This window comes from Myroides sp. LoEW2-1 (genome assembly GCF_009767705.1).
In the GTDB taxonomy this organism is placed as follows: domain Bacteria; phylum Bacteroidota; class Bacteroidia; order Flavobacteriales; family Flavobacteriaceae; genus Flavobacterium; species Flavobacterium album_A.
Genome location: NZ_WSPP01000081.1, coordinates 1 through 24,283, shown reverse-complemented (window position 1 = coordinate 24,283; position 24,283 = coordinate 1). Strand labels below are relative to the sequence as shown.

The 24,283-nt window shown below is 33.8% G+C and carries 18 protein-coding genes; 7 read left to right on the top strand and 11 right to left on the bottom strand.

The features are described 5' to 3' along the window. Positions 1–13 precede the first annotated feature (13 nt). From GOQ24_RS05740 to GOQ24_RS05715, 6 genes are all read right to left on the bottom strand, one after another. Positions 14–607 carry a penicillin-binding protein activator LpoB gene (locus GOQ24_RS05740; protein ID WP_155091000.1) on the bottom strand — a complete coding sequence of 198 codons (594 nt, stop codon included), beginning with the start codon at positions 605–607 and terminating at the stop codon, positions 14–16. Positions 608–643: 36 nt separating this feature from the next. Further along, on the bottom strand, positions 644–1,051 hold the full coding sequence (locus GOQ24_RS05735; protein WP_155091001.1) for a hypothetical protein: 408 nt from the start codon (positions 1,049–1,051) through the stop codon (positions 644–646). Positions 1,052–1,112: 61 nt separating this feature from the next. Further along, complete coding sequence (locus GOQ24_RS05730; RefSeq protein ID WP_155091002.1) at positions 1,113–2,198, bottom strand: diphosphomevalonate/mevalonate 3,5-bisphosphate decarboxylase family protein; 1,086 nt, start codon at positions 2,196–2,198, stop codon at positions 1,113–1,115. A 1,338-nt stretch (positions 2,199–3,536) separates the two neighbouring features. After that, positions 3,537–4,208, bottom strand: coding sequence for a hypothetical protein (locus tag GOQ24_RS16620; protein ID WP_230381480.1), 672 nt, complete (start codon positions 4,206–4,208; stop codon positions 3,537–3,539). A 68-nt stretch (positions 4,209–4,276) separates the two neighbouring features. Continuing rightward, positions 4,277–4,756, bottom strand: coding sequence for a PH domain-containing protein (locus GOQ24_RS05720; protein WP_155091003.1), 480 nt, complete (start codon positions 4,754–4,756; stop codon positions 4,277–4,279). Further along, on the bottom strand, positions 4,746–5,978 hold the full coding sequence (locus GOQ24_RS05715) for an NAD(P)/FAD-dependent oxidoreductase (protein WP_155091004.1): 1,233 nt from the start codon (positions 5,976–5,978) through the stop codon (positions 4,746–4,748). Before GOQ24_RS05715 ends, GOQ24_RS05720 begins: the two co-directional genes overlap by 11 nt. A 111-nt stretch (positions 5,979–6,089) precedes the next feature. On the opposite strand from GOQ24_RS05715, the gene GOQ24_RS05710 reads away from it, so the two are divergent. Then, positions 6,090–6,638 (top strand): hypothetical protein, encoded by a 549-nt coding sequence (locus GOQ24_RS05710; RefSeq protein WP_155091005.1) that lies wholly within the window; start codon positions 6,090–6,092, stop codon positions 6,636–6,638. Between the two features lie 79 nt (positions 6,639–6,717). Here the strand turns inward: GOQ24_RS05710 and GOQ24_RS05705 are convergent, their stop codons facing one another. From GOQ24_RS05705 to GOQ24_RS05690, 4 genes are all read right to left on the bottom strand, one after another. Further along, complete coding sequence (locus GOQ24_RS05705; protein ID WP_155091006.1) at positions 6,718–7,446, bottom strand: YqjF family protein; 729 nt, start codon at positions 7,444–7,446, stop codon at positions 6,718–6,720. Between the two features lie 137 nt (positions 7,447–7,583). Further along, the gene (locus GOQ24_RS05700) at positions 7,584–9,110 is read right to left on the bottom strand and encodes a peptide MFS transporter (protein WP_155091007.1); all 1,527 of its coding nucleotides are present in this window, start codon (positions 9,108–9,110) and stop codon (positions 7,584–7,586) included. A 37-nt stretch (positions 9,111–9,147) separates the two neighbouring features. Next, a complete protein-coding gene (locus GOQ24_RS05695; protein WP_155091008.1) occupies positions 9,148–10,920 on the bottom strand; it encodes a peptide MFS transporter in 1,773 nt (590 codons plus the stop codon). Positions 10,921–11,012: 92 nt separating this feature from the next. Then, positions 11,013–13,178, bottom strand: coding sequence for a S9 family peptidase (locus GOQ24_RS05690; RefSeq protein WP_155091009.1), 2,166 nt, complete (start codon positions 13,176–13,178; stop codon positions 11,013–11,015). 500 nt (positions 13,179–13,678) lie between these two features. On the opposite strand from GOQ24_RS05690, the gene GOQ24_RS05685 reads away from it, so the two are divergent. The 6 genes from GOQ24_RS05685 (at position 13,679) to GOQ24_RS05660 (ending at position 23,086) form a co-directional block, all read left to right on the top strand. Beyond that, complete coding sequence (locus GOQ24_RS05685) at positions 13,679–14,995, top strand: hydroxymethylglutaryl-CoA reductase, degradative (protein ID WP_155091010.1); 1,317 nt, start codon at positions 13,679–13,681, stop codon at positions 14,993–14,995. Next, positions 14,995–15,915, top strand: coding sequence for a GYDIA family GHMP kinase (locus GOQ24_RS05680; protein ID WP_155091011.1), 921 nt, complete (start codon positions 14,995–14,997; stop codon positions 15,913–15,915). The genes GOQ24_RS05685 and GOQ24_RS05680 overlap by 1 nt, the downstream gene beginning before the upstream one ends. Before the next feature lie 70 nt (positions 15,916–15,985). Beyond that, complete coding sequence (locus GOQ24_RS05675; RefSeq protein ID WP_155091012.1) at positions 15,986–16,753, top strand: sulfite exporter TauE/SafE family protein; 768 nt, start codon at positions 15,986–15,988, stop codon at positions 16,751–16,753. A gap of 1,716 nt (positions 16,754–18,469) precedes the next feature. Next, positions 18,470–20,107 carry an MFS transporter gene (locus GOQ24_RS05670; protein WP_160339275.1) on the top strand — a complete coding sequence of 546 codons (1,638 nt, stop codon included), beginning with the start codon at positions 18,470–18,472 and terminating at the stop codon, positions 20,105–20,107. A 391-nt stretch (positions 20,108–20,498) separates the two neighbouring features. Next, positions 20,499–22,607 carry a peptide MFS transporter gene (locus tag GOQ24_RS05665; RefSeq protein WP_155091014.1) on the top strand — a complete coding sequence of 703 codons (2,109 nt, stop codon included), beginning with the start codon at positions 20,499–20,501 and terminating at the stop codon, positions 22,605–22,607. A 26-nt stretch (positions 22,608–22,633) separates the two neighbouring features. Then, positions 22,634–23,086, top strand: coding sequence for a thioredoxin family protein (locus tag GOQ24_RS05660; protein ID WP_155091015.1), 453 nt, complete (start codon positions 22,634–22,636; stop codon positions 23,084–23,086). A 4-nt stretch (positions 23,087–23,090) separates the two neighbouring features. Here the strand turns inward: GOQ24_RS05660 and GOQ24_RS05655 are convergent, their stop codons facing one another. Next, complete coding sequence (locus tag GOQ24_RS05655) at positions 23,091–24,176, bottom strand: ComEC/Rec2 family competence protein (RefSeq protein WP_208103210.1); 1,086 nt, start codon at positions 24,174–24,176, stop codon at positions 23,091–23,093. Positions 24,177–24,283: the final 107 nt, after the last annotated feature.

The window sequence follows — 24,283 nt, the reverse complement described above, 5'->3', positions numbered from 1 at the left end:
GAATGTCTATTTATTAACGTTTTACATATTTAGCGATTTTCTTATCTCCTACCCAAACCACTTCATTTGTTTGAATATTAGTTAACTCTAAATTAACTTGATAATAAACCACTTTTTGTTTTTTGTGAGAATCAACTATTGAGTTAATTGAACCTTGCAACATAAAGTCTGCACCTTGTTCAAGTCCAAATTTTTTCATTGAAGATACTGATGCATTTGTTTGTTGATCAGCTCTCTCTCCTCTAAGTTCCTCGCGTTTTTTACCACCTTGTACTAAACGTACTCTTTGTGACTGAATAAACGCTTGCTCTACATCCTTTACAAAAGTTTCAGCTTCAATATGCTCGTGACTTTTATTGTAAACCATACCAACAATCACTACAGGTCTTTTCCCTTCGTTCTCATCTTGATAATTATAAATCCAAGGCCCTTCTAATACTTGTTTTGTCATTTGTTGCGCAACTTCTCTCGAATCAGAGTTATTCCATCTTCCACTAATATCAATAGTTTCATCAGTACTTACTCTTGTTACTTGACGTCCACAAGACGAGATAAACAATCCTGACACTGCTAAGATTGCTGCTAATGCAATACGTTTCATCTGCATAATTTTCTTATTTTATTTTTCGTTTAGCTATTTATTTTAAATTGAGAAGAACCAGTTACCTGTTTTAAAACCAATACTTGGTCTTAACCAGTTCCAATTCCATCCGCTATTGTATCCATTATAGTACCCACCATAACTATTACCATAGTAATCAGAGTAATAGTGATTTCTACCATACTTAGCTCGTGCCATTCGCTCCTCGTGTTTCCACAATTTACGTTGCGCTTTTCGCTCTTGCTTAGCCTCATACCAATCGTATGCCTTATATGTATCCTGAACCGTAGTACTCAAAGTTGTAGTCAATGAGTCTTTAATTGCAACATATTTATACATACTATTTCTATAGTTTGGGTTCTGATCTTCAACTAATTCTTGACCATAAGATACTTGTCCAATCAAGACAGTACCTAACACTATTCCGAATATTTTCACCAAATTTTTCATAACCAAAATTTTTTAGTTTATAATATAGGCAATAAATATACCATTACATAAAGATACAAAATTATTTTATTTGTTCTGCGCCAAAACCAATTTCATCTACAATAAATTGCTGGTTTTGACATAAAAGAGCCAATTCTTGTCTAATAAAAGTCATCACAAAATCTTTATCTTCTTTTGGAAACAAAACGTGGACATTTGCCCCAGCATCTAAAGTAAAGCACACAGGTATTGCCGTTTTTTCTCTGAAAGCCCATATTTTCTCAATGATCTGAAGTGTGTTTGGCTTCATTAAAATAAAATAAGGCATAGAGGTCATCATCATCGCATGAAGTGTTAAAGCTTCACTTTCTACTAACGACACAAAGCCATTAATATTACCCTCTATCAAAATCTTTTTCAACTCACTCAAATTAACATGAGCTTGTTCAAATCGCTTTTCTGCATAAGGATGATTATTCATCAAATTGTGACCAACTGTACTCGATACCTTTTTCTCTCCTTTGTCAACTAATAAAATTACATCGCAAAAGGATTTGAACTTAGGATGTACTTCATAGGGAAAATCTACCCCATACAAGTTAGAACTACCTGACACTTCTGCTTGTTCACCCCATACAACGATACTTCCTGAAATACTTCTACAAGCACTTCCTGAACCCAATCGCGCCAAAAAAGACGCCTTTTGATCAAAATATGCAGTTGTCATAGTGGGATTCAACGCTTTCTCTAATGACATCACGTTCACAGCCAATGCAGCCATACCTGATGCAGATGACGCTATCCCCGAACTGTGCGGAAAGGTATTTTTCGTATCAATTGCGAAATGGTAATCCTCTATATAAGGGCAATACTTCACTATACGCTCAAAGAACTTCTGCACTTTGGGCTTAAAGTCCTCTTTGGGCTTACCTTCAAATAGCAAATCAAAGCTTATCCCCTTCTCAGATTTCACTCTATAGTCAAGAGATGTAATCGTCTTACACTCAGATAGCGTAAAGCTCAAAGAAGGATTGGCAGGTATCTGATCTCCTATCTTTCCCCAGTATTTGACCAATGCGATATTACTCGGTGCACTCCATGTAAAAGTCCCCTGTAGTGCAGTCGACTTATCTACTTCTTGATTAAAAATAAAATCTTCTATATTCATTTCTTCTTAATTTCTATCTTGACAAAAATACTATCTTTTCTTGATTGTCCCCCTATTCCAAACAAAGTAATCGCTTTTGTGAAACTGTATTTGCTCATAATCGCTATTAACTGCCAATTTTATTCTCCTAACACATCCCTATTTTCTTCGTAAAACCCATCTAATATTGAAATTACACCTGTAAAGCTCAACATCACATCTCTATTAGAGAGCAACTCTTACCTAAAATACTATCTTAAATAAAACTTCGACTCAGTTCATTCTTTGACAAGAAACACTAATAAACTTTCTTTAGCTGGAAACTATACTTCTAACAAAAGTAAAAAGAGAGCGAAAACAAAAATTCGCTTCTTTCTATTCGTATCTCCGATGTATCGTTCATGTATCAACAAGCCATTGCTCTCTATGGCATTCTCATGGGCGTGCTAAAGGAGTATTGAAACAAATAGATACAAGTGTAACTAATACCAGAGTTTTAATCACCAAAAAAAGAATCAAACCTGGTGTAAGAAACACACAAAACAAGGTGAAATCATTTCAAGCCAGCAGTTTATTACTTCCACATCTCTATTGACTCCCTACCGATGATTTTGTTCCAATGTGTTTGGGTATTGCTTCGGGTTTTCTTGCACCTTTCTTGCACCTTTCTTCGAGAAAAGTGCCCTCTAGGCAAGAAAACCCCAAGAAAAGCGCAAGGAATCCCGAAGATAGTGCAAGCGAGACCCTCTAATAAGGCATTCAAATCTGCTTTTTTTAATTTGTCAACTTGATCATCATTTTCGATGATTTCATTAATAGATCAGCTAAAACTCACTCCTTAGAATAAACAAACACCAATAAATTAATCTCTTAAAGACTACAATCTTTTTTCTGTTCTTCTATTGAACACACATTAAAAATTTTAAAATCCACGCTATAAACAAAACAAATCCTGTTGCAAACAAAGTAGAAAAAACGTTCTTTTCGATACAGAAAGTACTTTTATAGATAGTCAAAAGAAAAAAACAGTTTACTTCAATCTGGTAAACGAGCATTTTATCTTTTAAAATAAGTTCTGTTTTCTATGATTCAAATATAAAATCGCTTTAATCTCCAACTTGCACATCAAATAGACACCAGATGACTGAGCAACAAGACTAAAGGCATAAAAAATGAACCACCAATTTTTGCATCTGTGATAACTCTAAACAAAAACCCTCTATTACAAGCTAACAGCGTTGCAATAGAGGGTCTCTAATTAGAATAGAGCAAATAACTAAATGCTGTATTTCTATATTTTTATAAGTAATGTATGCTTCTCTTTTTTACCAAATAGGTATAGTTGCAGATTAACTTGTCTTACCTCGTAAAAATAATAATCCCCAATACAATCCAATGATATAAAACAAGATACCAAAACAAACCTTTACTTGGTTCAGCCATTTCCTTGATAAAGTCAACAACCTTAATTTTCACTATATCCCGTATATCAATATTGGGATCATTGAAAGGAATATCGTCAATACTCAACTTTTCAAAGCCGTAAACAAGCAATCCTCTTACCCATTTATTCTCAGTCTCGTTTTTGACCGCGTCAACTGCTTTAACTTGTACCAGCGAGAAGTCTACACCCTTCTGAAACATATTCCTTTTTTCTTCCTCACCAATACCGCCAAATGCCTTGTTCAAAACTTTGTCCAGCACTGGATAAAGTGCAGTCTCTGCCTTGTCATTGACAATTTTGTTTGCAACTTTTTGCATAGCGTATTTACCAGAAATGCTAAATAAGACAAAACCACTTGCAATAATCAACAATAACAAAAGGGTTTGAAGTGGATACAGTTTAAATAAACTAACTAAGAAAAAATCAGACTCTACCTTTTGAGAGGTATATTTTGACGCATTAATTAGCAATAAAAACCCTGCTGAAAAAGTCACTACCAAACTACAAAGCCCTAATAGCACTAACTTAAAGAAACTAACACCTCCTAACATAGAGAGGGTAGCCGCATACTTAATTTTATCTAACATATATTAATTTTTTCATAAAAATAGTTAAAAAAACTAATATTGCATCGATAAAATTATAATACAAAATTCTATTTAAGCTTTTCTCTTATAATCTTCTCCATTCCTTTTCGATACTGAACACTAATATAATGATAGCTCATCGGAGCGCTAAACATAAACATTGGGTTCTCAGGAAAAGCATCTGTTGTTCTAAATAATAAAAAGTAGCTTTTACCACTATATCCAGCATCGAACCACTCATTCAATTTATAGAAATCAGGAACGGATCGCCTTTGTCTAACTACGATTAATACATCGTGTAGTTCTGCCCATTCAAAAGACTGCTTTCTAAATAGACTTTGATACTTAACTCCTTCTTCATCAATAATCACATTCATAAAAAATGCCTTATAAAAAAATACAGCAAACAAAAAGAATAAAAGAACTGAAAGAACTTTCGCAAAACCAATCCCCTGCAATAAAAAGTAAATGCCCATTCCGAGAAATGGTCCTATACTAATAATCAACAATACTATTCTACTTGGGAAATTATAATAATTATACTTCATCTGATTCTCCATTTTTATTTGCAATAGTTAAGGCAGCTATATAAGAAGTAGTCCAAGCATTTTGGAAATTAAAACCTCCTGTTATAGCGTCAATATTCATAACTTCTCCAGCAAAATATAAATTATCCTGTATTCTGCTCTCCATTGTTTTGAAATTTATTTCTTTTAAGTCAATTCCACCAGCAGTAACAAACTCATCTTTAAAGGTACTCTTACCGTTTACTTGGTACTCAGCCTCAGTAAGTGCTGCTGATAATACTTGCAGATGTTTATTGTTTAGATCAGCCCACTTTGCATCCTCAGCAATATCACAAGATAAAACAATTCGCTCCCACAACCTATTTGACAAATCATACAGCCCACGCTTAATGACATTCTTCTTGGACTGTTCCTTGCGAACCTCTTGTAGATCTTCAAAGATAGATTCTCTACTGTGTTGAGGAACCCAATTCACAGTAATACAAAACTGATACTTTTTATCTGCTAAAATGCGAGCACCCCAAGCAGACAATCTCAAAACTGCAGGGCCACTCATTCCCCAGTGTGTAATTAATAAGGGACCACTTGCTTCAAGCTTAGTACCTTTTACTTTTACTTCAGCAGGCACAGCTATCCCCATTAAATCTTTAATGCGTTTATCCTTGACATTAAAAGTAAACAAAGAAGGTACAGGCTCGACAATGCTATGCCCTTGCTCTTGCATCAAGCCCCAAATCTTTGGATTGCTACCTGTAGTAATTACTAAATGACAACATTCATATCCTCCTTTGGATGTATCGAGTTTCCAAGTGTCCTCTTTCTTAAAGAAACTCTGAACACTCACTCCTGTAATAATATCAATTTTCAAGCGCTTAGCTTCACCTAAAAAACAGTTAATAATCGTTTCTGAAGAATCAGTATCGGGAAACATTCTTCCATCTTCTTCAATTTTTAAGTTCACTCCACGCTCAGCAAACCAGCTAATAGTATCACCTGAACAAAACTGATGAAAAGGTCCTAATAGTTCTTTTTCACCTCTGGGATAAAACTGCACTAATTCTCTTGGATCAAAACATGCATGTGTTACATTACATCGTCCTCCACCAGATATTCTCACTTTTGACAATACTTCTTTGCCTCTCTCAAGAATTGCGATACGCAATTTCTTGTTTTGTTCTGCAAGATTAATGGCAGTAAAAAATCCTGCTGCTCCACCTCCGACTAAAATCACATCGTATTTCATCAATTGTCAATTTTAACTATTCGCATTTTTAATATGCTTCAAAATAATTTATCTTTACTGCACAAAGATACTTACTTACGATCGCATCCTTATCATCGTTAAATTAAGAATATGAAAAAACTACCCTTTTTAGCTTTAATTGTTTTATTCTCAATGTGTAAATCGGCATCACATGTTAAAGCTCCTAACAAAGACCTAACAATCGAAGAACGCATCGAAGAAATTAAGACCGAAGATCGATTACCAGACGAAAAAGATGTTATCGATTTACCAGATTATGCACAAGTCCGAGATGACTTCCGCTCTGTAACTGAGAAAACAAAAGAGAACTATCTAAAGGGAATGAGAGCTACAGAAGATAAATATTCTGTCATAATTCTAACTCAAGGATTCAAAGGAGAGGATATCACGATTAAGAATGAGAACAAAACATTTTTAAAATCGATGATAATGAGTGATTTATCTACGGGTATAGCCAAATCAATAAGAATAGAAAACACAAAAGATATTCTCGTAAAAGATAGCTATACAAAAGGAGAGGTTACCATAGAAACAGATCATGCTAAAATGTTTAAGTTCATCTATATCATGAAGAACAATTCAAACAAAGAAGTCCCTTTCAAGGTGACATTTAGCAATACGCTTAGACCTGTCAGATAATAGCCTAAAGCTCAATATAACAAATCAGCGACTCCAAAAAGAGTCGCTGATTTTGTATATAACGAATAGGAATCTTCCTTTATATTTCTACTTTTTCTTTACCCCAGGAGACAACAACTATTCCATCAGAATAATTGGGACAGATATAGTTTTCCTCCGTTAAATGAATATTGCCAAAGCGATAGTTAAACACCAAATCCTCAAATGTAATTTCTTTTATATCCCATTCTTTGTGATGTATTTCATATCTAAACAATTCCTCATTTTCATAAATATACAGACAATAACGCTCTGTCAACCATAATTGTAAGGCGGTCTTCTCCACAACTGGTTTTCCCACGATAAACTTAGCTTTGAGAAAGAACTTCTTCTCCTCGTTTAAAGATAAGTATTGTCCTTTACTTCTTTTCATTTTTGCTTTTTCGTACGGTAATCCAGATAGTAAACGAGAAACAAAAGCTGACAATCGCTTACCTGCTTCTATATTTAAGAAATAAACACCAGCTTTGTCACCATGCTTGACATAAGTTCTCACATTCAATTCATCAAAGTCCGAAATAAACCCCACTGAAGGGAGTTGGCGAGGGCGAATATTCTCCATAGTAAAAGGTACTATAGAGATATAGTACTTACCGTTAAAATCATCTAAAGTAAGGCAATCGGGTACCAATTCCCTAAGATCTTCAAAAGGGACTTCAAAGTGCAAAAAGAGCAATCTATTCCACTCTTGATAGTAAACCCACTTATCTTCTGGTAGCGGCCAGGGTCTATGGTCAGTATTTTGCAGTACATCTTCAATCTTATTCATAGCTAAATTTTACATTAAAGGTAAGCATAAATAAATCAATATCAACTAATAACCATTGCAAGACAAGTGATAAAAAACGACAAGCCCCTCGGAAAAACCAAGGGGCTTGTTATACTATATAGACTATAGACAAACTATTATCGTACGTCTTGCATAAGTTTTTTCATAAGTGGAGAAAGAGCAATAAGCAATATCCCGGCGATTACAGCATAAAGTCCTAACTCCTTGTAACCATCCGTATATGCGATTAAAGCTTCGTAATTAGATACATTCTCTGTATCAGAAGTAGACATTGCTGCACCAATGATACCAGCCATATACTGACCATAAGCACTTGCTAAGAACCACATCCCCATCATCATCCCCTGTAGATTAGCAGTAGACAATTTAGTCATAATCGAAAGACCAATAGGTGACAAACACAACTCCCCAAGTGTAATGATTAATAAAGCAAAAGTAAAGAAATCTAAAGATGTCATACCTTGTAAATCAGCAAATAATCTCGTCGCAAATAAAGCGTAATAACCTGCTCCTAAAAGCACGAAACCAAGACCAAACTTCACTACTGTATTCGGCTCAATTCCCTTCTTCGCTAACCATATCCACAATAAACCTAAAATCGGTGCAATGAAAATGATGAAAAAGGCACCACCAGAGTTATTCACACCATTTGGATCTAAATGCATACCCAACAAATCAGAATTAAGATTCTGAGCAGCGAATATACTTAACGATCCACCAGCTTGTTCGTAAATACCAAAAAATAAGATTGAGAAGAAAATAAACACCAAAGCAGCGATAATCTTTTTACGCTCACTATTGGTCAATTTTGTCATCTCATAGATCAAATACAATAATGCTAAAGGCCCTACTGTATACATAAAGTAAGCCGTATACTCAGTATTGTCAATCATGAACACAATTACAGGTACCATAGCAAATGTCAATATATAAGTCCCCACTTCCTTCCATAACGGCATTCTCTTTTCTTGACCATCTTTTGATACCTCTTTTGGCTGAAGTCCAATTGGACCTAAATGTCTTTTGGTAAAGATGAAGTTGATTAAACTGATTAACATTACAAAAGCAGCTAATCCAAATGCAACATTCCAACGATGCGCTTCATCAATATAGCTTGATAAAATATGTCCTTTACCAATAGCAATACACAGATAACCTCCGATAAGAGCCCCTAAGTTAATACCTGCATAAAACAATGAGAAACCAGCATCAGTACGATTATCACCTTTTTTATACAAATACCCTACCATGGTAGAAATATTCGGTTTAAAGAAACCAGTACCAATCACAGTGAAGGCAATACCTTCAAAGAAGAACTTATGAGGATCAATAGCAAGAATTACACTTCCTAAAATCATCATTGCCCCTCCCCAAAAAAGAGATTTTCTAAAGCCCAAGATCTTATCTGCAAAAATACCACCTAAGAAAGTGAATGCATAAACGAATGCTTGAGTAGCACCGTATTGTAAATTGGCTTGTGCTTGTGCAAAGTCTAGTTGGTGTATCATGAAGAAAACCAACATTCCTCTCATACCATAGAAACTAAAACGTTCCCACATTTCTGAGAAGAATAAACTCCAAATTTGCTTGGGATATTTTCCCTCAAAATTTTGGATCTCCTCTAATGTCTGTTGTTGACTCATTTTTATAATTATTTATATTGTGCAATGCACGGAGTTCTTAACGAACACCGTGCATTAGTTTTTTCAATAGTGGATTCACTAACATTACCAATATAGCAGCTGTAGCAGGTATTAAAGTGAATAAGAAGAAGAAGTGACTCAACGAATATTCCTCTTTTATATTTTCAATTTGTCCTCCTAAGATAGCCGCAAACTTTTGAGCAATAGCAAGTGCTAAATACCACATACCAAACATGAATGCAAGCATCTTTCCAGGAACTAATTTAGATACATAAGATAGCCCTACCGGAGAGATAAATAATTCCCCTAAGGTATGGAATAAGTATGTTAATATTAGGAATATAATCGACATTTTTACTCCTTCTGTTGCTCCCATTGAGCCTAATCCTAAAATTAAAAAACCAATAGCTACAAAGATTAACCCTATTCCGTACTTGAAAGCCGCTGATGGATTATACTTAGAATCCCATAATTTAGAAACTGTAGATGCTAATGATATAATGAAAAATGAGTTCAAAATAGAGAACCAAGATACAGTAATCTCAGAAACTTCTTTATTGAATTCTGCATTCAACATATAAATAGCCATCGCCCAAATACCAGCAAAACAAATGAATAAAATGATATTTGACATAGCAATCTTAGTCCAAGTAGCTTTAGCTAACAAGAATAATACCCAAGAGATAATCAGCAATGGAATTACTGTTAAACAAGTATTGATAATATTAAATGCCAATAAAGCTCCTCCTTCTAATGATCTATCCACATAATCTCTCGCAACAAGTACCAATGAGGTAGCTCCTTGCTCAAAACTCATGAAGAAGAACATCAAGAAAAATGCCAATAGAATCACCGCAAACATTCTATCTCTAATCACCTTTCCGTATCGTAAAATACGAGAAATAACCAAATATAAGAAAGTCAATAAAGCAAGGATTGCCATGATATTCTGTCCTCTTAATGTTTCTGTATCTAAGAAAGCAAAAAGGTCAAGTACTCCGTTCTTAGACAAAGGATCATTGAAAGCATATAATAAACCGATTACAGATACAATACCGATTAAGATATAATCTACTAATGTGTAAGGGTTTTTAGTGTCATGATCTTCTTTGATCTGCTCTGATGTTTTCTCTACTGTATTATCTACTTTTTTAAGTTCCCCTAGTTCACCCAACAAAGGTTTCGCTAACCAGAATTGGATTGTACCTAATAACATAAAGATACCTGCTAATCCAAATCCATAATGCCATCCTTCAGTTTCGGCTAAATATCCACATAGCATCATTCCAAAGAAAGCTCCTGAGTTTACACCCATATAGAATATAGTATATGCAGCGTCTTTCTTTTCAGGTAATGCTTTGTACATTTCTCCTAAGATAGAAGGCATATTAGGTTTAAAAAATCCTGTACCAATTACTAAGCAAGCTAGCCCTACGAAAAACCATAGCTTAGATATTCCTTCAGCAGCCATGGATGCATGACCTAAAGTCATGATAATAGCTCCGATTATAACTGCCCAACGTGAGCCTATATACTTATCAGCGATAACTCCACCCAAAATCGGTGTAAGATATAACAACATAGCATAGGTACCATATAGTGCACCAGCTTGTTCTGCTGACCATCCCCATCCTGAGAATGCATCGCCAAAAATAACTTTAGCTGTTAAAAATTGAATTAATAAAACTCTCATTCCATAGAAAGAGAATCGTTCCCACATTTCAGTAAAGAACAGAACGAACAGACCTGCTGGATGCCCAAGTACCTTAGACTTAAAAAGATCTGCGTTTGTAGCTGTTTCTGCTGCCATTTAATAAGTTATTAGTTTGTTTTAAAAATTAAGTACGTGTTATAAAGGTTGTTTTTGGTTGGTGTTATATATATTTTTAAGGTGTACTTCTATTATAAATTATTCAAAATAAAATTAGTCATCTTAGTATATAACTGAAGTCTTGTATTGCCTCCGTATATACCGTGATTTCTATCTGGATAAATTAACCAGTCAAAGTCTTTATTCTTTTGCACCAATGTCTCTATCATTGCCATTGCATTCTGTACATGCACATTATCATCTGCTGTACCATGAATCAAAAGATATTTCCCTTTCAATTTATCCGCATGAGTAAAAGGCGAGTTGTCATCATACCCTTCTGGGTTCTCTTGAGGAGTAGTCATATAACGCTCAGTATAGATACTGTCGTAATATCTCCAATTAATAACAGGAGCAACAGCTATTGCCATTTTGAAGGTATCATTTCCTTTCAAAAGACAATTAGATGACATAAATCCTCCATAACTCCATCCCCATATTCCAATTCTGCTTTCGTCTACATAGCTCTGTTTTCCTAAATATTTTGCAGCACTAATCTGATCCTCTACTTCATACTTACCAAGTTGCAATTGAGTAACCTTCTTAAAGTCAGCTCCTCTAAAGCCCGTACCTCTACCGTCTACTGTAACGACTATGTACCCTTTTTGAGTTAACATTGCATGCCAATAATCATTCGAATCAAACCATTTATCTGCAACCTGTTGAGATCCAGGGCCGCTGTATTGATACATAAATACTGGGTACTGCTTTGTTGGATCAAAATCAGAAGGTTTTAGAATCCAAGCATTTAATTGCACCCCTTCTTCTGTAGGGATCTGAACAAACTCTTTCTTAGGCAAGTTGTAATCAGCAACCTTAGATTCCAACTCACTATTATTGAGAATTTCTTTAATTACTTTACCAGTCTGTGCAGCTTTCAACGAATATCTTGGAGCCTTAACACTTGATGAAAATGTGTTGATAAAGACGTCAAAACTCGGACTAAAGATAGCAGAATGCGTTCCAACTTCACTTGTTAAACGCTTTTTATTTTTGCCATTTAGACTTATAGAGTAAATATCTCTATAGATAGATCCTTGTTCAACAGACTGAAAAAATAATGTTTTATTTTTTGCATCAATACCATAGTAATCCGTTACTTCCCAATCTCCCTTAGTAATCTGATTGATAAGTTTACCTTCTCTGTTATAGTGATATAAATGATTATGCCCATCTCTCTCACTTAGCCAAATAAAGTCATTATTGGGTTGAAAAGACAACGTCTGAACATCTACATAAGCCTTATCTGTTTCATTTAAAATTAGTTGTTTCTCTAATGTTCCTCCATTGACAAAAAACAGTTTCAAATCATTTTGATGACGATTAATAACTTGAACACTTAAGTAGTTATTGTCATTTGTCCACTTGATTCTCGGTATATAAAAATCCGAAAACTCAGTTAAGTCAACCTGAGAGGTCTTACTTGTGTTTAAATCATATATGTGTAAGGATACAATCGCATTATTTTCACCTGCTTTTGGGTACTTAAACTTGTCTTGAGTAGGATATAATCCATTTCCATAGACATCCATTGAGTATTCAGGAACCTCAGTTTCATCAAACTTGACATATGCAATTTTATCTCCGTTCAAACTCCAATCAAACATTCTTACAATACTGAACTCTTCTTCATAAACCCAATCCGAGATACCGTTAATAACGTGATTCTTCAGACCATCAGTTGTAATTTGTGTAGACTTATGACTTGCTATATCATAAATAAACAAGTTATTCTGGTAAGCATAAGCAATCTTCTTTCCATCTTTAGAAAACGTAGGTTCCATGATAGCATGTTCAGCTACTTTTACAAAAGATTTTGTCAGTGTATTATATAAATAAAAATCGGCTAAACTTGATCTGCGATAGATAGCTTGAGAATTTGTACCGATTAAGATTTGTTCTTCTTTATCGTCAAAAACATAACTATCAATAGTTTTAATCTCTTTAAAATCTTGAGTATTAAATATTGTATTCGTCTTTTCAAGTGTACGAAAATCGTATAAATTGATTTCTTGAATTTCTTTAGCAGCTTGCTCAATACGGGAATATTGATTGCTATTTGCCATAGCATTGACTGACTGCATTACTTTTGTACGAAATGTGCCATTCCAAATTTCTTTAAGTTCAATCTGTTTTTGAGCGAACCCAAATTGTGAGGCAATAACACAAAATAATAGGGTAAAGTTAAGGTGTTTCATTATTTATTTAATCGAAAAAACTTCCAATTTTAATGAAAAAATCTGATTTACACCAACTTTTTTTTGGAATTAACCAATAAAAGCTTAATTCTATTGACACACTTTTGACACTAAAACTCACAATAACTTGAACAAATAATATTAATAGTTCTTTTTTTAGTTTTTTAAACGGACTAACTATGCTTTATTGTTAACGCTTAAATAAAAATGGCTAAACTATATAATCTTCATTGCTTTTTACAAAGCTTTAATGCAGATAAAATCAGTTAAATAGCTTAATCGTACTTCTTATTTACGACAATATAATCCTAATGCACATGTAGAAAAGTCAAACAAATCAGAATAAAAATCGTTCAGCTCACTACCTATCAAGGAATTAGAAAAACGCAAATCACCTATATCAAAATACCCAATACACACATTTACAGAATTGACTGGCGAGTTTTTTCCTAACCTTATCAGAATACTTTATCTTTGTCCTTTCAAAATAAGACAATCAAATGGCCAATACTATAAACGGATTCTCCAAATTGAGTAAACACGATAAGATCAAATGGATCTCAAACACCTATTTCAATAATAATCAAGATGTAATAGAAATCATTGAACAATATTGGAATAGTGATCAAGAGTTACAAAAATTACACGATGAGTTTATTGAAAATACGATTACTAACTTCTACCTTCCCTTTGGAGTTGCTCCAAATTTTAAAATAAATGAGAAGTGGTATACCATACCAATGGTGATAGAAGAAAGTTCCGTAGTCGCTGCAGCAGCAAAGGCGGCAAAGTTTTGGTCTGAAAGAGGAGGGTTCAAAACAACTATACTTGGCACAGAAAAAATAGGACAAGTACACTTCATATACAAAGGTCATATTGATCTTTTGACCCAATTCATAAATACAATCCAACACAAATTTTATGAAGATACCGCACCAATTACTCAGAATATGCAAAAAAGAGGGGGCGGAATTAAGAATATTGAGTTACGTGACAAAACAACTGATATAGAGAACTACTATCAATTACATGTTACATTTGAAACAAAAGACAGTATGGGGGCTAACTTCATCAACTCTTGTCTTGAACAGATTGCCAAAACCCTTAAGAATGAGGCAATGCAATATTCAAACTTTTCAGAAAAAGAAAAGGCTATCGATGTAATTATGAGTATTCTGTCAAATTACGTACCTAACTGTGTTGTTCGTGCAGAGGTAAGTTGCCCGATAGAAGACCTAAAAGGAAAAGATATAAAAGATCCTCAACTCTTTGCCGAAAAGTTTGTTCAAGCAGTCCGCATAGCAGAAGTTGAGCCTTATAGAGCAGTCACTCATAACAAAGGTGTTATGAATGGAGTTGATGCAGTTGTATTAGCAACTGGTAATGACTTTAGAGCTATCGAAGCTGGAGTACATGCCTATGCATCGAGAAACGGGCGATACAGTAGTTTATCTCATGCTTCTATTGAAAATGGCCAATTCAAGTTTTGGATAGATTTGCCGTTAGCATTAGGTACAGTTGGAGGTTTGACTTCTTTACACCCAATGGTCAAAGTAGCACTTACTATGCTTCAAAATCCTTCTGCTACTGAATTAATGCAAGTCATCGCTGTTGCAGGATTAGCTCAAAATTTTGCAGCTGTGAAATCATTGACTACTACAGGTATTCAACAAGGTCATATGAAAATGCACTTAATGAATATCCTTAATCAATTTAAAGCTACAGATGCAGAACGCGCAAAAGTAGTTGCTCATTTTGAAAAGAATGTAGTATCACACAGCGCTGTAGTTGAACTATTAGAAAGTCTACGAAAATAATGACTAAGAGGTTTTACAGCAACGGAAAACTCTTGTTATCAGGAGAATATTTAGTTTTAGAAGGAGCTCTTGCCTTTGCCCTACCTACAAAGTTTGGGCAATCGATGATTGTGAAACAAACCAACAAACCTACAATTAAGTGGGTTGGATTAGACATCGATGGGAAAAAGTGGATAGATGAAGAAATAAGCATTACTGACATCAAGTCAAACTCGACTACTACTGATCATTCAACATACTTTGAAACTCTTCTCCAAGTTCTACGTGCTGCTCATAAACAAAACAGTGAGTTACTATCACAAGACAAGATTGGGTTTGAAGTTATTACAGAGTTAACTTTCCCAAGGCTTTGGGGACTAGGTACTTCTTCTACATGGATAAATAATATTGCTCAGTGGTTTAATATTAATCCTTACCAATTGCTCTTTGAATCTTTTGGAGGCAGTGGATATGATATAGCTTGTGCGCAACACAATCAAGGCTTATATTATACGCTTACAGATCCACTTCAACCAACTGTTGAGTTAATAGACTTTAAACCGATATTTGCTGACAATTTATATTTTGTATACCTAAATAAAAAGAAAGATAGCAAAGAAGCTATTGCCCATTTTCATTCCAAAAAGGGCAATCTTACATATGAAATTAATCAAGTTTCTGCTATCAGTAAAGAAATGAGTACGACGCAATCTTTTGTCAAATTCCAAACACTCATTGAAGAACACGAAAACATCATGAGTCGTGTATTAAACACACCTACTGTTAAACAGGAATTATTCAGCGACTTTCCGGGTTCAATAAAAAGCTTAGGAGGATGGGGAGGTGACTTCGTATTAGTTGCCCATGAACAAGACCCAAAGCATTACTTTCAAGAGAAAGGGTATAACACAATAGTTAACTATTGTGATATGATTCTTTAATAGAGAAATTATAGACATAGATTGGTAAAGATTAATTACACTTCTAAAATTTAAAACTTTAATAACAGAAATGGAATTAGACATTTTGTTGTACTTAGGTATTGTAGCTTTTTGTGCTGGTTTTATTGATGCAGTAGCTGGTGGTGGTGGTCTAATTCAAACCCCTTTAGGCTTAGCATTACTACCTCAAATACCAGTATCTACAGTAATTGGAACGTTAAAAATCCCTGCTTTTTCAGGTACGGCAATGGCTGTCAGACTGTATATTAAAAAAACGAAAATTAATTGGCTCTTTTTCGCCTTTCTTGCTTTTCTGTCATTTGGCAGTGCTTTTTTAGGCTCCTATACACTCACTAAGGTCAATAATGACTTTATGAAACCCTTATTATTCGTCATATTAATACTCTTGTGGATCTTCACCTACTTCAAGAAAGACTTTACGCGAAAGGCAATAAGCAATATCACCGATAGACAAAAGTACATCTGGGGAATAATTATATCCCTTGTAGTCGGATTCTACGATGGCTTCATTGGCCCTGCTACAGGTACATTCTTTATTATGGGGTTTATATTCTTAATGGGGTTTGATTTTTTTAAAGCATCTGCTTATGCTAAAATGATAAATTTAGTAACTAACCTTGGAAGTATTTGTTTATTCCTATTAAAGGGTGCAATAGTATGGAAAATAGCTATTCCAATGGCTCTTTGCAATGGATTAGGAGGATATTGTGGAGCTAAAATGGCTATTCTAAAAGGGCAAGTTTGGGTTAGATATGTATTCCTCTTTATTATGTTTATAGCTATTTGCCGTTTTGGCTACGAGGTTTGGTTCAAATAAACAAGAGTTAATAGTATCTATTATCCCTTTATACTAATTAACGGACATGGGGTTAGTTAATGTAAGTAAGAACTAATAGCTTAATTTATTATAGTAATAATTGCAAGATAACTTCAATTAAAAATAAACAAAGCAACTTAGCAATAAAAGATTCACAGAGCATTGTATTGCAAACAAACTTCAATCATACCCCACAAATACTCAAATACCACACTAATCTACACAAAACTAACTTAAGATGCTCATCGCAAATTTATTGAGATTGGAGACTTTTGAAACTTTCCTAAAAGTTGATAAGAAGATAAGTAAGATAGAAAAGACAATAATAGAATAATCGAAACAAGCAAATTAATATCACCACAATTTGGAGGTTCGATACCGACAAATGGCTCTATATTTGATGACAACTATTAGATTCTTGAATTGACTACCGAAACATGTATCCTCGCTAAACGTTTACATCTGCACACAAGAAGTTTGAATCTATTAACTTTTACGATTTTTATTAAAAGTTGTTAGGTAGGCTAAAAGTGATTCTCAATCCTCTTTTTTAATCATACACAAACTAATTACAGGTTGTAAAGAACTGACAAAAATAGAATCTAATATTCTAAATTACATAACAAATAATTTACAAGGATTACACTTATATCATAAAAAAAAGCATAACGACAAAGTCGTTATGCTCAGCTGAAAAGAAAAATTGTTTTGTTGTCTACATCAACCTAATTAAGATGTCTATTCATTCTATCTATTACTTCATCGTAAACAGGTTAGTCTACATTATTCTATGCTTCTGGAAAGTACTATTAGGCTTTATATCACTCTCCTTCTGCTCGTTATTGTCAACATTACTATCATTTGCTCTTATACGAATAGTATAACTATAGGTAACTGAAACAAATCTTTAAAAAATCAAAAGTACTAATGTATAAACTCAAGGCACTTTTGAAATAAGCAATACTACTGATAAAGGTAATACTACTATAAGTTTACTCTCCATTTCATCACAGGAATACAATTTAATTATCTTTCATAAGAACACTTGTAACTTGCAACCTATCTTATCAAAATTGAAGACTTCCAAGAGTGTTTTACTCAGTCAAAAACAAAATATCAACTAACGTATCACATCCCTTTTTAAAACGTGTTAAATTTAATAAAATAAACACAACTTAATGCGTTATTTTATTAATTTTTACAAATATTTGCGGTGTTTTAAGTAAATCATGGTACTTTTTCTTTGTTTTTTAATATAAAATGAGTCAGATAGACTTTTAGAAAATTAAAAATGCTAAAAACTGTCACAATAAGTACCTATACCAAATAAAAACAGTAGATTCAATTAAACAAATAAGCAAAGTGTACATAAGAAGAATTATCTAAATAGATTGTCTATAAGGATAAAACACATGTAGAAGTTTTTAGTATATTTGTATATATACAAAAACAAAGTAAATAGCTTTTGCACATTAAAACAGGTAGTAATACAAATGAGCAAATTGGAAGACTACCCAAAAGAGGTTACTACTTATCAGTAACCTCTTCTTTTTTTCTTTTTGTAGCATTAACAGTATAAAAATAAGAAGCTATAATTTCTATTTATCTACTCCTATAAAATACATCCGAAAAAAACCTTAATTTCTCCCATTAATTCATTGTCGTATAAAATATACGACTTAACTTACTCCCCTAAAATTTAAACAGTCTTTAACAATGTCACAGAACAATAAATCATTCGGACAAACTGTAACATCTTTCAATAAAAACTTCTGGATTGCCAGCTTTATGGAACTAATGGAACGTTGGGCATGGTATGGTATCTATACACTGTTAGGTCTTTATTTGGTAGGGTCAACAGATACAGGAGGTCTTGGTTTCGACCATGTACAAAAAGGTAGTATTATGGGAGGTATCGTTGGGATATTATACTTTTTGCCTTTGCTCTTTGGAGTGATAGCTGATCGTATTGGATATAAGATCTCTTTAACAATAGCCTACTTAATCATGATCTCAGGTTACTTCCTATTAGGTCAAGTAAGCGCATATTGGAGTGTATATATGGTATTCCTACTTGTTGCGATTGGTGCAGCTTTCTTTAAACCAGTTGCTTCAGCCATCGTAGCTCGAAACACAGACGAAACTACAGGAACCATGGGATTTGGGATATTCTACATGATGGTTAATATCGGGGGCTTTATAGGACCCGCTATGTCTTCAGGACTTCGTACTACTTATGGTTGGAAAATTATTTTCATTCAAGCAGCAATAGTAATAGGAATCAATTTAATTGTCCTATTGTTATTTTATAAAGAACCTAGAATAGAAAAGCCAAAAGACTCTATAGGTAAAGCTATCAAAGATTCTATCTTAGGTATATTTGAAGCACTAAAAGATATTCGTTTAGGTATATTACTTGTTTTAATGATCGGTTTTTGGACGATGTTCAACCAGTTATTTAATACGTTGCCAAACTTTATTGAAGATTGGGTAAATTCTGCTGCCTTGAGCAATTGGTTAAATGAAAACATACCCGTATTAGGTAAACTAATGACTCAAGATGGACAAGTTAAGCCAGAGTGGTTTACGAATATTGATTCTTTTATGATTATTGTTTGCCAAGTGAGTATTTCATACTTCGTGACAAAAATGCGTCATATAAACGCTGTGATTAGAGGGGCTGTTATAGCAAGTATAGGTGTTGGGTTAACTTTCTACACTCATAATCCTATTTTTACAATCATAGGAACAATGGTGTTCTCTATCGGAGAAATGATGTCAAGCCCAACCGTTTCATCTTTTATCGCCTTAATCACACCAAAAGGAAAAGAAGGACTATATCAAGGAACATACTTTTTACCTGTTGCAGCAAGTTACTTCGTAACCAGTTTTATATCGGGAGGATTGTATCAATCTTGGTCAGATAAATTGTCTTTATTGAAAAGAGAAATGACTACGCGAAATATTGATATGCCAGAAGTAGTCAGCCATGAAAAATTCATGGAACAAGGTGCAAAAACACTAGATATGACTTTATCTGCCTTCGAAAAACAGTTTAACCTTAAAGCTGATACCGTAGATTGGAATGCAGTAACTGTATCTTTCAAAGAGTTTGCAGCCTCAAAAAATATCGATATTAGTCAAGTACATTTCCCTTTCTCTAAGAATGAATATTTTGCTTTAGCAGAACAAAAGCTAAATCTATCACATTGGGAAATGGCAGATATGTTGTGGAGTACGTATAATCCAAACAAAATATGGTATGTCGTATTTGGAATAGGAATCTTCTCAGTAATAACATTGATTGCTTATGATAGATTGATTATTCGACCAATTGAAAAGAAAAATAGATAAGATAAATGGTAAGAAAAGCGCTTTAAATACTTAAAGCGCTTTTTTTTATTTTTAAATAGATACTCCAAAAAGCATTGATTGATTTGCCACTTGTTCTTACAACTCCTCTATTCCTACTTAAAACTAAAACAAGATAAGTAACGAATCAAAGACATTACAAACACAATGAAGAACAGAAAGTATGGAAACTACTAATACTTTTAAATAAAGCGGTTGTTACAAATGATCCTGAGAAACAAGAAAAAAGTAAATAACGAAGAAAACACAACAAAAAAGACATATAATTACAGTAATTTTTTTTCAATTAAAATATTTATAAGTTTATTTTACTATTTTTAGCCTTTTAGCATTGCCTAAAAGAGGAAACACCAACCTAAACTTATTATATATAATGAAAACAGACACTTCTACGCAACCCAATTTCTTTGACAGTAAAGTATTAGGACATCCTTCTGGATTATTCGTTCTTTTCTTTACAGAAATGTGGGAACGATTCTCCTTCTATGGGATGCGCGTACTACTAATCCAATTCCTAACCATGTCAGTCATAGGACTAAATCCCGGATGGGAAATGAGTATGGTAGATGCTGGAGCTATATTTGCAACTTATGCTATGTTACTTTATATCACACCAATCTTTGGTGGAATATTAGCTGATAAATATATAGGATATCGATGGGCTGTTGTCATAGGCTCTCTTATCATGACATTGGGGCACGCCTCAATGACTTTAGAAACAGAGTTCTTTATGTATCTAGGGCTCGTATTACTTGTAGTCGGTACAGGTTTCTTCAAGCCAAACATGACCTCAATCTTATCCGAAATGTACAAGTCTTTTCCTGAGAAAAAAGATGGAGCATACACCATTTTTTACATGGGGGTAAATGCAGGTGCATTCTTTGGAATGATGTTATGTGGTTACATTGGAGAGCGTATTGGATGGCACTATGGATTTGGACTTGCAGGTATCTTTATGCTTTTAGGAACACTGCAATTCTGGTTTGCTAAGCCTATATTTGGAAACATAGGAGATGTGCCAAACAAGTCGATAGAACTGTCAGAGAGTGATATAAAAAACACACATACAACTATTCATGAAGAGAAAGAAGCAGTAAAGCTGAACCCTTTCACAACTTTAGATTATATACTTATTGTAATTACATCTATCATTGGCTTTCTATATGCTTTTGACGATGCGTTCTATATCGTTGGTAAAATAAAATTGTTTCCTGAGACCATACTGGGATATGACGGAAAGACACTAATTATTATAGCTGGTTTACTGATTTTTCTTTACCTAATTATTTCTCGTATTGTTAGATATACTAAAATCGTAAGAGATAGAATGATTGCTGTAATCATATTTGCATTCTTTACTATTTTCTTTTGGATGTCTTTCGAACAGGGAGCAACTTCGCTTATAGTTTTTGCACGAGATAATACACAAAGGGTACTAATTGGAAACAAGGCCATGCTATTCAATGTCTTTAATCTCCTATTAACAGTAGTACCACTATTGATTATCTCTTGGGTTCTATTTTTACTGGCCAAACAAACAATCAAGAAAGCTTTGATATCAAATATTGTTTTAGCTATTACCTTTATTGGGGTATGGGCTGCAGCAATCTGGATGTTAGGGAGAGATTGGTCTTCTAATGCGTACGAAGTAACTTTCGATGCAATTAAAACAGTAGCTTTAGATAAAGCTGGTGAGCCAAAATTGGATAAACACAATGAAAAAATATATGAGTACACGCCTATTTCACCAGCAAATCAACCAAAAGAAGGGGACGATATTGTAAAACAAACTGCTGTCGTATCTCAATTAGATATATTGGAAAAAGGGAAAAAAGTTGAAATCTATGAGGAATTGGGAAATTTCACAATTCTTAGTGATAAACAAAAAGATAAGCTGACTACTGATTTCAAAACACACAATAAAGCAACGACAATCGTTCAAGCTGAAATTACTGAAATAAAAGATAATCAAGTAGAAATAACTGCTTCGTGGTTCTCAATACTTAACTCTTTCTTTATCATCGCCTTGGCATCCATTGTATCAAAACTATGGGATTCAAGATTTAACCCGCCAGCATCTATTAAATATGGATTAGGATTAATCATTATGGCAATTGGATTTGGTATTCTTGCCTACGGATCTCATGGAATATCTGAAGGTACAAGGGTTTCGATGATGTGGTTAGTATTCGCCTATTTTTTCCATACACTTGGAGAGCTATTCTCTTCTCCTGTTGGCTTATCATACGTTTCAAAGCTCGTACCTGGCCGTATGATTGCATTAATGTTTGGAATGTGGTATCTTGCAATCGCAATTGGAAATAATTTAGCTGCTAAATTAGGAGGGCAAATTGAAAAAATAACTGAAGAATATTCACTATCAGTATTTTTCTTAATCTTTACTGTTGTTCCTATAGTTGCGGGTATCTTAGTTATCGCATTAAACCCATTGCTTAAGAAACTAATGCACGGAGTAAAATAAACATTAATAAAAAAACTCGACAACTCATGAAAAAAATATTCTTATTATTCACTATTTCAATGCTTTCATTTACATTACAAGCACAAGAAATCAAATGGATGACTTTTAACGAAGCAACTGAAGCTCAAAAGAAAAATCCTAAACCGATTTTTATGGATGCCTTTACAGAATGGTGTACACCTTGTAAAATGTTAGATAAAATGACATTTACTGATAGCAAAGTAGTAGAACACATCAATAAGAATTACTATGCTGTTAAGTTTAACGCTGAAGGTAATGAAGAAATAAACCACAAGGGAAATAAATATACTAATCCTGGTTTTGACCCAGAAAGAAAGAACAAGAATGCTACACACGATTTCACAATGTTCTTGAGAATACCAGGATATCCTTCAATGGTTATCTTTGATAGTAAAGGAGAAGTTACCAAAACAATTGTAGGTTACCAGACTCCTGAAAAACTTCTAAATCAGATTTAAAATATTATACTGATAATTCCCAATATCCCTTTTCATAAATATCGTGAAAAGGGATATTGTGTTTTAAACAACTTTTCTTAATCAGCTCTCTCAACCAAGTAGGTGTATTACTACTGATAACGACTTCCAAAAAAGTACATTCAGAAAACAACCGATCGTAATTTACCTTTGCATTTCCAATGACAATCAGATAGTCGTAAGCAATATCATTCAAGTAAAAAGGCGAGTGTTCATGCAGAACTAAAATCTTCCAGTCTAAATAAGGAATAATCTTATTCGTTGTAGCATCGCTAATACCAAACTGATGTATCAATTTACTATTTTGATAAACCACAATCTCAGGTGACTCCCTTCTTGAAGTATAAGGCATCAAAAGACAATCCGTCGCAGTGTTTTTCCTTTCAAGAATAAGTGCATAAATAGACGCATTACACCAAATCAACAAGAAAGCAAAGCTCCATCTGTTCTTTAACTTCCAACACCAATACAGTAATACAATACAACCAAAATAAAGCAATATAGCTAAGCTACTTACCTTGGCCTCCTTAAAAACTAAGAACTCGACTAATTGCAGTTTACTAACTAAACCAAGAAACAAATCTAAAGAAGCATTAAAGACAACATCTAAGAATAGGTAAAACCTCCCTGTAAACACAATACTACATACAACCAAAATGGCAAGTAAAAGGATTACAGTAACAGCAGGAATAGCCAACAGATTTCCAATAAAAAATGCAAAAGTAAATTGTTGAAAATAAAACAACTGCAAGGGTAATAAGCCAATTTGAACCACAATAGACACAAAGGTAATGTCGATAAAATAATTCAACACTTTATACTTGGATCTAAACTTTCTCAAGATAGGTAGCAAAAAGACAATACTCAATACAGCCACATAAGACATCTGAAAACTGACATTGTACAGCAGTAAGGGTTCAAATATTAGACTCAGAACCAAAGCTATACCGATACTGTACTCCAATTTACTATCCCGACTTAAAACAACGCTTAGACTAATCACACTAAACATCAATACTGCTCTATAAACTGGAGGAGAAAATCCAGAGAGAAATACAAAACACCATAACAATAAAGTAACGTGAGTTCGACTTAAGCTATTAGTCTATTTTGATCAATAATGTCGTTAATATTATTAATAGAAGGCTTTTTCGGGAAGTATGAATATGTAATCAAAGC